At 62.0% G+C, this 13,788-nt stretch carries 13 protein-coding genes; 6 read left to right on the forward strand and 7 right to left on the reverse strand.

Annotated features, from left to right (window positions below):
- Nucleotides 1-185 precede the first annotated feature (185 nt).
- The 3 genes from lepB to era all read left to right on the forward strand — a co-directional run bounded on the left by lepB (nucleotide 186) and on the right by era (nucleotide 2,703).
- Nucleotides 186-932 (forward strand): signal peptidase I, encoded by a 747-nt coding sequence (gene lepB / locus J2Z75_RS20585; RefSeq protein ID WP_209854664.1) that lies wholly within the window; start codon nucleotides 186-188, stop codon nucleotides 930-932.
- Entirely contained in the window at nucleotides 929-1,645 is a 717-nt protein-coding gene (gene rnc, locus J2Z75_RS20590) for a ribonuclease III (protein WP_209854665.1), read from the forward strand. The genes lepB and rnc overlap by 4 nt, the downstream gene beginning before the upstream one ends.
- A 110-nt stretch (nucleotides 1,646-1,755) precedes the next feature.
- Complete coding sequence (gene era / locus J2Z75_RS20595) at nucleotides 1,756-2,703, forward strand: GTPase Era (RefSeq protein WP_209854666.1); 948 nt, start codon at nucleotides 1,756-1,758, stop codon at nucleotides 2,701-2,703.
- A 33-nt stretch (nucleotides 2,704-2,736) separates the two neighbouring features.
- On the opposite strand, the gene arsK is transcribed toward era, so the two are convergent.
- The 6 genes from arsK to J2Z75_RS20625 are packed head-to-tail and all read right to left on the reverse strand — an operon-like array spanning nucleotide 2,737 to nucleotide 6,647.
- A complete protein-coding gene (gene arsK, locus J2Z75_RS20600) occupies nucleotides 2,737-3,957 on the reverse strand; it encodes an arsenite efflux MFS transporter ArsK (protein ID WP_407692794.1) in 1,221 nt (406 codons plus the stop codon).
- A complete protein-coding gene (gene arsH, locus J2Z75_RS20605; RefSeq protein WP_209854668.1) occupies nucleotides 3,954-4,679 on the reverse strand; it encodes an arsenical resistance protein ArsH in 726 nt (241 codons plus the stop codon). Before arsH ends, arsK begins: the two co-directional genes overlap by 4 nt.
- Complete coding sequence (gene arsC, locus J2Z75_RS20610) at nucleotides 4,654-5,076, reverse strand: arsenate reductase (glutaredoxin) (protein WP_209854669.1); 423 nt, start codon at nucleotides 5,074-5,076, stop codon at nucleotides 4,654-4,656. Before arsC ends, arsH begins: the two co-directional genes overlap by 26 nt.
- Nucleotides 5,077-5,096: 20 nt before the next feature.
- Nucleotides 5,097-5,771 carry an aquaporin gene (locus J2Z75_RS20615; RefSeq protein ID WP_209854670.1) on the reverse strand — a complete coding sequence of 225 codons (675 nt, stop codon included), beginning with the start codon at nucleotides 5,769-5,771 and terminating at the stop codon, nucleotides 5,097-5,099.
- Complete coding sequence (locus J2Z75_RS20620) at nucleotides 5,771-6,298, reverse strand: arsenate reductase ArsC (protein WP_209854671.1); 528 nt, start codon at nucleotides 6,296-6,298, stop codon at nucleotides 5,771-5,773. The genes J2Z75_RS20615 and J2Z75_RS20620 overlap by 1 nt, the downstream gene beginning before the upstream one ends.
- Complete coding sequence (locus J2Z75_RS20625) at nucleotides 6,291-6,647, reverse strand: ArsR/SmtB family transcription factor (RefSeq protein ID WP_209854672.1); 357 nt, start codon at nucleotides 6,645-6,647, stop codon at nucleotides 6,291-6,293. The genes J2Z75_RS20620 and J2Z75_RS20625 overlap by 8 nt, the downstream gene beginning before the upstream one ends.
- 172 nt (nucleotides 6,648-6,819) lie before the next feature.
- Between J2Z75_RS20625 and J2Z75_RS20630 the strand changes: the two genes are divergently transcribed.
- The 3 genes from J2Z75_RS20630 (at nucleotide 6,820) to J2Z75_RS20640 (ending at nucleotide 11,844) form a co-directional block, all read left to right on the forward strand.
- Nucleotides 6,820-7,818, forward strand: coding sequence for a glutathione S-transferase family protein (locus tag J2Z75_RS20630; protein ID WP_209854673.1), 999 nt, complete (start codon nucleotides 6,820-6,822; stop codon nucleotides 7,816-7,818).
- Between the two features lie 323 nt (nucleotides 7,819-8,141).
- Nucleotides 8,142-9,398 (forward strand): SAM-dependent methyltransferase, encoded by a 1,257-nt coding sequence (locus J2Z75_RS20635; protein WP_209854674.1) that lies wholly within the window; start codon nucleotides 8,142-8,144, stop codon nucleotides 9,396-9,398.
- Between the two features lie 124 nt (nucleotides 9,399-9,522).
- Complete coding sequence (locus J2Z75_RS20640; RefSeq protein ID WP_209854675.1) at nucleotides 9,523-11,844, forward strand: Tex family protein; 2,322 nt, start codon at nucleotides 9,523-9,525, stop codon at nucleotides 11,842-11,844.
- On the opposite strand, the gene J2Z75_RS20645 is transcribed toward J2Z75_RS20640, so the two are convergent.
- Nucleotides 11,845-13,785: a heparinase II/III family protein gene (locus tag J2Z75_RS20645; protein WP_209854676.1), complete on the reverse strand. Its 1,941-nt coding sequence runs from the start codon at nucleotides 13,783-13,785 to the stop codon at nucleotides 11,845-11,847. It abuts the gene before it with no gap.
- Between the last annotated feature and the right edge of the window lie 3 nt (nucleotides 13,786-13,788).

Here is a 13,788-nt window from a genome sequence, read left to right on the forward strand (position 1 = left end):
TTAGAGCATGTCCGGATGAAGCGGACCGCAAAAGCGGGCTCAAGTTCATTTGAAAAGACGGCGCCGCGTGGATATGCGTCAGGCAGCCTCCGATCGGATGCTCCGGCAGGATACGGAACCGCAAGCAATATATCCGTTCGATACTTTGACAGTACGCACGGTCACCAGATCAAGGAACAAGTGGCGTGGCAGAAAACATTGAAAAGAAGCAGAGCGGCGGCCTATGGGAAAACGTCAAGGTCATCATTCAGGCGCTTCTTCTGGCCGTGGTGATCCGCACCGTGTTCTTCCAGCCCTTCACCATCCCGTCCGGCTCGATGATGCCGACGCTTTTGGTCGGCGACTACATCTTCGTGAACAAGTTCGCCTACGGTTACTCGAAATACTCCCTGCCATTTTCGCCGGACCTGTTCAGCGGCCGAATTTTTGCCAGCGAACCCAAGCGGGGCGATGTCGTGGTGTTCCGCTTCCCGCCGAATCCGGACATCGACTACATCAAGCGGCTGATCGGTCTGCCCGGCGACAAGGTGCAGGTCCGCGACAGTATCCTCTACGTCAACGACAAGGCCGTCGAGCGCGTGCCGGATGGCGTCTTCCGGGCCGACGATCAATATGACACCGGCGCCGACGTGCCGGTCTACCGCGAGACGCTGGACAACGGCGTCAATTTCGACACGCTCGACCAGTTTCCGGATTCGCGCGGCGACAACACCCGGGAATTCATCGTTCCCGAAGGCCATTACTTCATGATGGGCGACAATCGCGACAATTCGGCCGACAGCCGCTTCGACGTCGGTTTTGTGCCCGCTCAGAACCTCGTCGGCCGCGCCTCGATGATCTTCTTCTCGCTCGGCAAAGACACGTCGTTCCGCGAAATCTGGAAATGGCCGACCAACCTGCGTTACGACCGCCTCTTCAAGAGCGTCGAATGAGCAAGGGCCGTTCGCTGAACACGGAGGACCGGCAGCGGTTCGAGACCGCGATCGGTTACAGCTTTGTCCAGAAGGAACGGCTCGACCGGGCGCTGACCCATGCCAGCGCCCGCAACGCCAAGGGCTCGAACTATGAGCGGCTGGAGTTCCTGGGCGACCGCGTACTCGGGCTCTGCGTCGCCGAACTGCTTTTCCAGACCTTCAAGGATGCCGACGAGGGCGAGCTTTCGGTTCGCCTGAACCAGCTGGTCAGCGCCGAGACCTGCGCGCTGGTGGCCGATGAACTGTCGCTGCATCTGTTCATCCGCACTGGCGCCGACGTCAAGAAACTCACCGGAAAATCCATGCTCAATGTGCGGGCCGATGTGGTAGAGTCGCTGATTGCCGCGATCTATCTCGACGGCGGGCTGGAAGCGGCGCGCGGTTTCATCCAGCGTCACTGGGCAGCGCGGGCGACGCGGGTGGATGGCGCGCGGCGCGACGCCAAGACTGAATTGCAGGAATGGGCGCACGCCAAGTTCGGCGTGACCCCGAACTACCGCATAGACGACCGCTCGGGTCCGGATCATGATCCACGCTTCACGGTGACGGTCGAAATCCCCGGCGTTGCCCCGGAAACGGGCATAGACCGGTCCAAGCGCGCCGCCGAGCAGGTGGCCGCCACGAAAATTCTGGAGCGCGAAGGCGTCTGGAAAAAAGCGACGACGGCCTGATCTGTCCGGAGGCGAAATCCCTCCTGAAAGATCAGGCAATCTTTTTGAAAAACAATGCGATCTCGCGCGCCTTGGTGGTGCCGGTCGCCCAATCGGATAGTACGGACATTATGAGCGAAACAGACGCAAACGCAGCAGCAATCGATGCCACAGTCGCCGACAAGGGGCCGACCCGGTCCGGTTTCGTCGCCCTGATCGGCGCCACCAATGCCGGCAAGTCGACGCTGGTCAACAAGCTGGTCGGCGCCAAGGTGTCGATCGTCAGCCACAAGGTGCAGACGACCCGCGCCATCGTGCGCGGCATCGCCATCCACAACAATGCGCAGATCGTGTTCATGGACACCCCCGGCATCTTCAAGCCGCGCCGGCGTCTCGATCGCGCCATGGTCACGACCGCGTGGGGCGGTGCCAAGGATGCAGACGCCATTATGATGCTGATCGACAGCGAACGTGGACTGAAGGGGGATGCGGAGACCATTCTCGAGGGTTTGAAGCATGTCGAACAGCCGAAGATGCTGGTTCTCAACAAGATCGACCAGGTCGAGCGCGAAGACCTGTTGAATCTTGCGACCGCCGCCAACGAATTCGTCGATTTCGAGCGCACCTTCATGATCTCGGCGCTTACAGGCTCCGGCTGCGACGACGTGCTTGACTATCTCGCCATGAAGCTGCCGGAAGGTCCGTGGTATTATCCGGAAGACCAGATTTCCGACCTCCCGATGCGCCAGCTCGCCGCCGAAATCACTCGTGAAAAGCTGTTCCTGCGCCTGCACCAGGAACTGCCTTATTCGTCGCATGTCGAGACGGAGAAGTGGGAAGAGCGCAAGGATGGTTCGGTCCGCATCGAGCAGGTCATCTATGTCGAGCGCGACAGCCAGAAGAAGATTGCGCTCGGCAAAAACGGCGATGCGATCAAGGCGATCTCGATGGCGTCCCGCAAGGAACTGTCGGAAATCCTCGAACAGCCGGTGCACCTGTTCCTATTCGTCAAGGTGCGCGAAAACTGGGGCGACGATCCCGAGCGCTTCCGTGAGATGGGGCTTGAATTCCCGAAGTGATTTTGACGATGACGGGGCCCGCCGGCGCTTGCGTCAGCGGGGGTCCGCATGCCGCGGCCAGCGGCCGATCGCCGTGAAGGCGACAATGGCACCGATCCCCAGAACGACGACCGCCGACAGCGCCACCCGGGCGCCGCCCTGTTCGATAAGCACGGCAAAGGCGAAGGGTGCCGCCGCCGAAACCGCCAGCCGCACGGCGGCCAGCTTTCCCAGCATCTCGCCGTAGCCCGAAGGGCCGAAGAGGAAAAGCGGCAGCGAACCCTGCACGATGCTGGCAAGGCCGGAGCCGAGGCCAACCAGCAAGGCAAACAGGATCGCCCCGGCGATCCAGTCGCCTGAAACGATCAGCACCGACGCACCGCAAACGATGAACGCCGCCGATAGGATCGCCAGGACCAGCGGCGAAATGTTCCGCCCCAGAAGCATGTTTGTAAACCGGCTGAGCACTTGTGCCGGACCGAAGAGTGTTCCCACGAGAACGGCGCTTGCGCCAAGCCCGACGGCCCCGAGCAGGGGCACCATATGGAACAGCAGCGCGGCGAGCGCGAAACCCTGCAGCGCAAAGCCGGTTGCCGTCAGCAGGAAGGCACGGCGGCGATGCTCCGCAAGCACGATGCCGCCCGTCGCCTCGATACCGGCAAGCTTGCTTGCCGGATTGGTGCTGGCTGTCAACCGAGACATCCGGGTGATCCAGAGGTGCACCGGCAGGCAGACGGCCAGGTTGAGAGCGGCGAAGATGAGGTAGACCTCGCGCCAGGAAAGATAGTGGTGCAGTTCGACCGTGACCGGCCAGAAGATGGTCGAGGCGAAGCCGGCGATCAGCGTCAGATGCGTAATGCTGCGCTGGGCGTTGCCGGGAATGATCTGCACCAGCGTTGCAAACGCGGCGTTATAAAGCACGAGCGCCGAGACGATTTCGATCGCCACGATACCGGCGACATAGGTTGCGGCATTGAAGGCGGAGGCGCAGATGATCAGGATGACGGCGGCAGCAGCCGAACCGATCGTCATGACCCGGCTCGCGCCATAGCGATCCATCCAGCGACCGACACGCGGCGCGACGAGCCCGCCGGCCAATAGAGAGGCGGAGAAGATGCCGAAGACGGCTTCCACGGGCCAGCCGAAATCCGCTGCCATGTCCGGCGCCAGAATGCTGAAGCTGTAGTAGAGCGTTCCATAGCCGATGATCTGCGTCAGCCCAAGGCCGAAAACCAGGAAGGCGCGGTTACGCGGTGTGGGCATGCCGATGCTCATATGCGCTTTAGGCCGACACGCTGCTCGAGTTTTTCAGCCTCTTCCTTGCGCTCGCTGTAGCGGTCGGTGAGGTAGCCCGAGATGTCGCGGGTCAGCAACGTGAACTTCACCAGTTCCTCCGTCACGTCGACCACGCGGTCGTAGTAGGAGGACGGTTTCATCCGGCCGTCCGTGTCGAATTCCTGATAGGCCTTGGCGACGGACGACTGGTTGGGGATGGTGATCATCCGCATCCAGCGGCCGAGAATGCGCATCTGGTTGACGGCGTTGAAGCTCTGCGAGCCGCCGGACACCTGCATGACCGCCAGCGTTCGGCCCTGCGTCGGGCGCACCGACCCGACCGACAGCGGTATCCAGTCGATCTGCGCCTTCATGATGCCGCTCATGGCGCCATGCCGTTCCGGGCTCACCCAGACCTGGCCTTCCGACCACAACGACAGTTCGCGCAGTTCCTGCACCTTCGGATGGCTCGCCGGCGTCGCGTCGGGCAAAGGCAGGCCCTCCGGATTGAAAAACCTCACCTCCGCCCCGAAATGCGTCAGCAGACGGCCTGCCTCCTCGGCAAGCAATCGGCTGTAGGATACGGTCCGGAGCGAGCCGTAGAGGACCAGAATGCGCGGCGGGTGGCTGGAGAAGGACACACGCAATGCATCCGGATCCGGCTGTCGCAGGTGTTCGAGACTGGCTGCGGGCAGGTCAGACAAGACGGTTGCCCTTTTCATCGAGTACCTGCTCGCCGTCTTCCTTGGCAAAGGCGCCCTTGTGCGTCTCCGGCAGGATGTCGAGTACCACCTCGGACGGACGGCACAGCCGCGTGCCGATCGGCGTGATGACGAAGGGCCGGTTGATGAGGATGGGATGCTCCAGCATGGCATCCAGAAGCTGGTCGTCGCTGAGCGCCGGGTCGCCAAGGCCGAGTTCGTCGAAGGGCGTACCCTTTTCGCGGATTGCCTCGCGGACGGTGAGCCCTGCATCCGCGATCATCGTCTTGAGCTTATCCCGGCTTGGCGGGTTGTTGAGATATTCGATTACGGTCGGTTCGATCCCGGCATTGCGGATCATCGCCAGCGTGTTGCGGGACGTGCCGCAGTCGGGGTTGTGGTAGATGGTGACGGTCATGATTGGCCTCGGTGCAGGGTCTAAGTGTTGGCAGGGGGTTGCCGCAGCAGCCAGCTCATCAGGGCAAGCGCACACAGCGCGCCCAGAACTTCGGCAATGACGAAACCCGGCAGATCGAGCGGCCGGATTCCGGAGAAGGTGTTTGTCAGCGACCTCGCCAGTGCCACGGCGGGGTTGGCAAAGGACGTCGACGCGGTAAACCAGTAGGCGGCGGTGATATAAAGCCCGACCAGCCATGCAATGGATTTCTGTTCGAAACGGATGCCGGCAAGGATCACGGCGACGAGGCCGAAGGTTGCCACCCACTCGGAAAACCATTGTGAACCGCCGGTTCGAACCTTCAGCGAAGCCTCGATCACCGGAAGATCGAACATCAGATGCGCCACCACCGTGCCTACGATACCGCCGGCAACCTGTGCCGCGACATAGAACCCGAGGTCACGGCGCGCAAGATCGCGCTTCAACGCGAAAACCAGCGATACGGCAGGATTGAAATGCGCGCCTGAAATCGGTCCGAAAATGGTGATCAGCACCACCAGAATGGCGCCGGTCGCGAGCGTGTTGCCAAGCAGCGCCAGCGCCGTGTCGTCTGTCAGCGTATCGGCCATGATGCCGGAGCCGATCACGGTCGCAACCAGCAGGCAGGTTCCAAGCGCCTCGGCAAAAACACGGCGTTTCAAATCGAAGGCCGGCATCATCCCGCCTTCGCCGGGTTGATCGATGCGCCTTCCATGGCGCCGATCTGGCGCAGATGCGTTTCCATCGCCAGCTTGTCGATCGAGCTGTGCGGCAGGGCAAGGAAGGCCATGATGCGGTTTTTCAGGAACCGGGCGGCCTGCGAGAAGGCGCGTTCCCGCTCGAACTCGCTGCCTTCGACCGCCGCCGGATCCTCGACACCCCAATGGGCGGTCATCGGGTGTCCGATCCAGACGGGGCAGGCCTCGCCGGCCGCATTGTCGCAAACCGTGAAGATGAAATCCATCTGCGGCGCGTCTTCACCGGCAAAGACGTCCCAGCTCTTGGAGCTGAAGCCGGTCGTCGGATAACCGAGCGCCTTCAATTCCTGTAGCGCGAGGGGATGAACGGTGCCTTTGGGATAGCTGCCCGCCGAATAGGCGACGAAGCGGCCTTTTCCTTCGGCGTTCAGAATGGATTCGGCGAGAATGGAGCGGGCTGAATTTCCGGTGCACAGAAACAGCACATTGTAGATGCGGTCAGGCATGGGCTTTCTCCTTTGGCGTACAGCAGGGGACGAGGTCTGCGATCAGCGGCGCGCAAAGATCGGGATGGCCGGCGCAGCAATCTTTCAGAAGGAACGTCACGACGTCGCGCAGGCTGTCGAGGCTGACGCGGTAGACGATCGACCGGCTTTGCCGCTCGGCGGTGATCAGGCCGGCCCGCTGCAGCGTCGCCAGATGCGTCGACATGGTGTTGTGCGGGACACCGAGAAGCCGGGCGATTTCACCGGCCGGCAATCCATCGGGTTCGTGGGTGACAAGCAGCCGGAAGGCATCCAGGCGGGTACCCTGGGCGAGCGCGGCGAAGGCGTTGACGGCATTATTATTGTCCATGTGTCGAGACTTATCGACGTAATAATGGTCAGTCAAGATGGATTTGCGCCGACGACATCAATCATCGAACAGTCTGTCGAAGAAGCGCCGGCTTGCCGTATCCGCGCGCCCGTGAGATTCCAGAGAGAAATAAAGCGCCCGGCCGTTCCGGGCTTAGGTGAGGACAATCACGATGCCGCAGCTGGTCGATGGAAAATGGGAAAAGGGCGATGTCGCCGCCAGCGAGATGAAGAACGGCGCCTTTCATCGCGAACCGACCAGCTTCCGCAACTGGATCACGGCCGACGGCGCGCCGGGGCCGGACGGCCAGGCGGCGCTTCCCGCCGAAGCGGGACGGTACCAGCTTTTTGTCGCCTTTATCTGCCCATGGGCCTCGCGCACGCTGATGATGCGCAACCTGAAAGGTCTGCAGAATATCGTCTCAGTATCCATAGCTGAACCGGAGCTGGGCGAAAACGGCTGGACCTATGCCGAGCCGCAGGACGCCGGCCCGCGCGTCGGCAAGATCCGCTACCAGCATGAACTCTACACGGCGTCCGACCCCCACTATACCGGCAAGGTCTCCGTCCCGGTGCTCTGGGACCGGAAGGAAGGCCGTATCGTCAACAACGAATCCGCCGACATCATCCGCATCCTCAATACGGCCTTCAATCATCTGACGGGCGATAGGCAGGACTTCTATCCGGAAAACCTGCGTCCGATCATCGACCGCTGGAACACGCCGATCTACGAAACGGTCAACAACGGGGTCTATCGCGCCGGCTTTGCCAAGACGCAGGGCGCCTACGAGGAAGCCGTGACCAGCCTTTTCGAAACGTTGGATACGCTCGAAACGCACCTGTCGCAGAACCGCTATGTCGCTGGCGTCCATTTCACCGAGGCCGATATCCGTCTGTTCGTCACGCTGATCCGCTTCGACGCGGCCTATCACGGCGCCTTCAAGTGCAATCTGCGGCGGCTGGAGGACTATCCGAACCTGTCGAACTATCTGCGCGAGATCTACCAATGGCCCGGCATCCGCGAGACGGCGCGGATCGACCAGATCAAGCGCGGCTACTATTCGATCGTTCATATCAACCCGACGCAGATCGTGCCGCTCGGCCCTGTGTTGGACCTTGACCGGCCGCATGGCCGAATGCTGCTTGCGGGAGAGGGCGTGTTTACCCTTTGATATCCGGGATTTGCTAAGTAAATAAATCTTTGAGGGACCAGCCAGGCCATTGCGAAATGGCGAAACGGCGCTAGTTTAACGGGTGTTCTGATGGATAGAGTTCCCGGATAGGGGCGCCCAGACGATCTGTCCGGCAGCCGAGCGACACGCGGTCCGATGATGTTGCCGCAGTCCCGGTTTGCCTTGGACAACGCCGACGGCGTTCCAGTTCCGGTTCTTCTCGTTTCCGAACGCCCGGCAACATCCTCCAGGCCTGCGGCAACGTCACCTCCTTCGGAATGTTTGCATATGCGATGCATGACAGGCTGTGGTCGAGGTCCGGAATGAACATGACATTTCTGAAAATGCTCCGCCGACTGGTTCAACAAGGCAATTTTAAAGTGATCCTCTCCTCCGGAGAGCAGGCGGTTCTTGGTGACGGATCCGGCCCCCCCGTTACGGTACGCACCCTCGATGAAGACGCCGAAAAAGCGATCCTGCGCGATCCGGGTCTCAGATTCGGGGAAATGTACGTCGAGGGGCGCCTCGTCATCGACCAGGGCAATATCTTCGACGTGATCTCGATGATGAAGGCCAATGGTCTCGAAAAGGCGGCGACGATCAGCAACACGGTCATCGCCCTTTTGCATGTCGCCGAACAGCAGATCAAAAGCCGCCTGCCGGTCAACCGCAACAAGCACAATGTCGCCCATCACTACGATCTCGACGGCAAGCTGTTCGATCTGTTTCTTGACCGCGACTGGCAATATTCCTGCGCCTATTTCGATCCGCCCGGTATCAGCCTCGATGAGGCGCAGACGGCAAAGAAACGCCACATCGCCGCCAAGTTGCTGCTGGAACCGGGCCAGAAGGTGCTGGACGTGGGATCCGGCTGGGGCGGCATGGCAATGTATCTGGCCGAATCCTCCGGCGTCGACGTCACCGGCATTACGCTGAGTGAGGAGCAATTGAAGGTTTCCCGCGGGCGGGCTCAAAAGCGGGGTCTTGCCGACCGCGTCCGCTTCGAGCTGCAGGATTATCGTACGATGACGAACCGCCAGTTCGACCGCATCGTCTCCGTCGGCATGTTCGAGCATGTGGGGATGGCCAACTACGGCAATTTCTTCGGCAAGATGGCGAACCTGCTCGCCCCGAAGGGCGTGATGCTGCTGCATTCGATCGGCCAGGCGGAAAAACCCTGGGCGACCAATCCCTGGATCGAGAAATACATCTTTCCAGGCGGCTACATGCCGGCATTGTCGGAAGTCGTGCCGGCGATCGAGAAGTCGCGGCTGATGATCAGGGATATCGAGATCCTGCCGATGCACTATGCTCACACCCTGCGGGCCTGGCGCGAGCGCTTCACCGCGCGCAAGGACGAGGCGATCCGGCTCTATGATGAGCGTTTCTTCCGCATGTGGGAGTTCTATCTGGCCGCTTCCGAGACCGCCTTCATCTACGACAAACTGATGATCTTCCAGATCCAGCTGTCGCACGAGCAGGATGCGGTGCCCTATACCCGCAACTATATCGGTGAGCGCGAGGTTGAATTGCGCGAGTTCGAAAAAACCCGCCCGCCGCTGGAGCCGGTCGAATTCTGAGCCGTTTATAATTGCGGCAGCGGCATCCATCTGTGGACGTAAGACGGCTGGCAAGCGCCTTCACTTGGCCTTGATGGCATGTGCATCTATGGTCCCGCCAGATCACCACAAATCACGGAATGCCATGTCCCTGCCATCAAAGTCCATCGCCGTCCTCATCGCCCAGGAAATCAAGGCAACGCCCGCCCAGGCGATATCAGCCATCGAGCTTCTCGACGAAGGCGCGACCGTTCCCTTCATCGCCCGTTACCGCAAGGAAGTGACGGGTGGACTGGACGACACGCAGCTGCGCAATCTGGCCGAACGGCTGGTCTATCTGCGTGAACTCGAGGCACGCAGGATCTCCATCCTCGATTCGATCCGCGGCCAGGACAAGCTGACGGCCGAACTGGAAGCCAAGATCGCCGCTGTCACCACCAAGGCGGAACTGGAAGACATCTATCTGCCCTTCAAGCCGAAGCGCCGGACCAAGGCCGAAATCGCCCGCGAGCGCGGGCTGGGACCGCTGGCCGAAGCCATTCTTGCCGACCGGGCCATTGCTCCGGCAGACCGTGCATCGGCCTTCATCACGGCAGAGGTGCCGGATGTGAAGACCGCGCTCGACGGTGCCCGCGATATCATCGCCGAAGGCATCAGCGAAAATGCCGATCTGCTGGGCCGGTTGCGCGCCCACATGCGCCAGGTCGCTTTGCTGCGCTCCAAAGTGGTCGACGGCAAGCAGGAGGCCGGCGCCAAGTTCTCCGACTATTTCGACCATTCCGAGAAATGGGCAACCGTTGCCGGCCACCGGGCGCTTGCAATGCTGCGCGGCTGGAACGAGGAATTCCTCTCCGTCGATATCGTCGTCGACCTCGACGATACGTCGCCGGTCAAGCCGGTGGAACGCACCATCGCCGCCGTCTACAAGGTCGGCGGCACGCTGCCGGGCGACACGTGGCTGATGGAGGTGATCGGCTGGACCTGGCGCGTCAAGCTGTCCATGTCGCTGTCGCTCGACCTGATGCGCGAACTGCGGGAACGGGCGGAAGAAGAGGCAATCCACGTGTTTGCCCGCAATCTCAAGGATCTGCTGCTCGCAGCCCCCGCCGGTTCGCGCGCCACGATGGGGCTCGACCCGGGCATCCGCACCGGTGTCAAGGTCGCCATCGTCGATGGCACGGGCAAGCTGCTCGAGACCACGACCGTCTATCCGTTCCCGCCGAAGAACGACATCCGCGGCACGCAGGCCGAGCTTGCAAGCCTGATCCGCAAGCACAAGATCGAACTGATCGCCATTGGCAACGGCACCGGTAGCCGTGAAACGGAACGCCTCGTCGCCGATATGCTGACACAGCTGCCGGTTGGCCCGAAGCCGACCAAGGTTATCGTCTCGGAAGCCGGTGCCTCCGTCTATTCCGCCTCGCAGGCCGCGGCCGACGAATTCCCCGGCCTCGACGTCTCGCTGCGCGGCGCCGTCTCCATCGCCCGCCGCCTTCAGGATCCGCTCGCCGAACTGGTGAAGATCGAGCCGAAGTCGATCGGCGTCGGCCAGTATCAGCACGATGTCGATCAGGGCCGCCTCAACCGTTCGCTCGAAGCTGTCGTCGAAGACGCGGTGAACGCGGTCGGCGTCGACCTGAACACCGCCTCGGCGCCACTGCTTGCCCGCGTTTCCGGCCTCGGAAAGTCGTCCGCCGAAGCGATCGTCGCCCATCGCGACGCAACGGGTGCCTTTACCAGCCGCAAGGAACTGATGAAGGTGCCGCGCCTCGGCGCCCGCACCTTCGAGCAATGCGCCGGATTCCTGCGTATCCGCGACGGCAAGGAACCGCTCGACGCCTCCTCGGTGCATCCCGAAGCCTATGGCGTCGCCAAGAAGATCGTTGCTGCCTGCGGCCGCGACCTGCGCGCCATCATGGGCGACAGCGCCGCGCTGAAGCAGCTGGATCCAAAAACCTTCGTCGATGAGCGTTTTGGTCTGCCGACGGTCAAGGATATCTTCGCCGAACTTGAAAAGCCCGGCCGCGACCCGCGCCCGAGCTTCAAGACCGCGACCTTCGCCGACGGCGTCGACGACATCAAGGACCTGAAGCCAGGCATGCTGCTCGAAGGCACCGTCACCAACGTTGCCGCCTTCGGCGCCTTCGTCGATATCGGCGTGCATCAGGATGGCCTTGTGCATGTCTCCCAGCTTGCCGACCGTTTCGTCAAGGATCCGCATGAGGTGGTGAAGGCCGGCGATGTCGTGCAGGTGCGCGTCACCGAAGTGGATGTCCCCCGCAAGCGCATCGGGCTCACCATGCGCAAGGATGGTGCCGTGGAGTCAGGCACACGCGAGATGAAGAGCGACCCGAAGGCCGCCCATCAGGCCCGCCAGACGCTCGCCCGCGCCCAGCAGCAAAAACCGCAAGCGCCGTCTCAAGGCGCCTTCGGTGCGGCACTTGCCGAGGCGATGAAGCGGAAATAGTCATGCCTGCATGAGCGCAAAATTGCACGTCACGCCCTGATCAGGAACGATGCCGCGCCAGCTTATGCGCTTGGCCTCGACCTTTTTGCCGAAGGCGGGAGAATACCATCCGCCTTCGCCGATCTCTCCGCCCGCCTCGATGCTGATGGCGCCGGCCTCTTTCCAGGACAGCGTTGCGATCGTCGTCCCATTGCGTTCGATCAGGACAATCCCGCTCTCCACCGTCGCGTCGCAGTCCGGCGCAAGCTGGAAAACGATCTCGGCCGTTTGATTGACGGTGCCGGGGAGTTCGTCGCGGATTGCAAAGCCATCCGCGGTGGACGACAGCATCCGCCGATGCAGCGCCGCGAAACGTTTCTGATAGCCATCATGCTTGGCTTTGACCGACCAGTCCTGGCCACCCACCGCGGCTTCCAGCGTCGCTGCGGCCTTGTGCGACCAGTTGAACGCGCCGGACATGATGCTCTGGTCGGCGCCGTCGATGTTCAGCGTGTTGTGAGCGCGTGTCCCGCGGAACCAGTCCCGCCATTGTCCGCCCGAGTGATAGAGATAGGTGCCGGGATCCACGAACAGCGGCTTGCCGTCAACGGTGACGACAACCGAAAGCGCGTCGGCATGGCCATGAGCGGCGATCGACAGATAGCCGAGCGGGGCATGATCGAAGACGATATCGAGGCTATGGCCGCGCTTCGTATCCCGAACGACGGTGTAGCCGCCATCGGCAAATGTCTTCAATCCGAAAAGGCCAGCAGCACCTGTCGCTGCCGAGCCGAAAAGGGCATCGCGCAAATCGACCTCCGGCGGCCGTGGCCCGGCCGGCGGTTCGCCGAGATAGCCTGCGATTGCTGCACAGACGGAAGCGGCATAGGCCGGTTCATGGCGCGAAAGCGTCAGGACGCGTCCTTCGTCATCGTCGCAGATGCCGGGCACGCGCCCGTCGTCATTGGATAGCCAGGCGATATAGTTTGAAAACAGTCTCAGCCGGCTGTCGATCTCGCCCTCCAGGGGCTTGCCGGCCGATCGTGCCACGAGGCTGCAGAGAAGGATGAATTCCGCGGTGAAGGCCCCGTAGGTCGGCGACTGTTCGGCGCCGACGCCGTCGTTCAGAATCTGCTTGTTTGCCTCCTCGGCGAGGATCCTCCGGCCCTTGGCCTCCAGCTTGGCGGAAAGAGGCAATTCCGGCATGGCAAGCGCGATCAGGAATTCACCTGCGACCTCCGCGACCAGGTGATTGTTGGCGGAGGAAAAGCGCGAGGGATATCGCGCCATCCAGACCATATGGGCATGCAGGATCGCGCGGATCCTGTCTACCGTCGCAGCCGATAGCTGCGCGCCGCAGAGGCTGATCACGACGAGAAGGCTGATGGCGCGAAGCCCGAGTTCGATACCGGAGTTCCAGCAGATGCCCCGGAAGGGCGGATTGGCCGCATACCAGCTTTCAACAGCCGTCTCGATCGCCGCGAGGGCTGCCGTGTTGCCGGTCAGCGCCGCATCGGCCGCGAGCGGCTGCAGGAATTGCAGCCGGTTGAACTCCCAGACATATTTGACGTCTCCAAGCACCCGCTCATGCCGGTAGGATATGTCGAAGCAGTATTTTTCCGCCCCCGGCCACAGTCCGCCGGTAACGGGATCGAGCCGCCAGATTTCCGGCGGGAACAGACTTTCCGGTGCCCTCTGCGGCCAGTCGGCGCCCAGCGCCTCGAAACGGCCCGAGAGGATGAAGGCACTGGCGGCGACGATCTCCTGCTTCACCCGCTCCGGCGCGGCCGCGAGATTGTCGGCAAGGCCGGCAAGATGAGGCAGGCGACCGGAAGTCCGATACCGCCCCCACCCCTCGATCCGCCCCTTGGCGAGCGATTTCTTCGCCTTCTCGGCGAACCGATAGACGAGTTCGGCAGGGCTCATTGCCCGCAGGCGGTTGACGTACCAGGCAAGGGACACGGG

The organism is Rhizobium herbae (genome assembly GCF_017873135.1).
Classification (GTDB): Bacteria; Pseudomonadota; Alphaproteobacteria; order Rhizobiales; family Rhizobiaceae; genus Pararhizobium; species Pararhizobium herbae.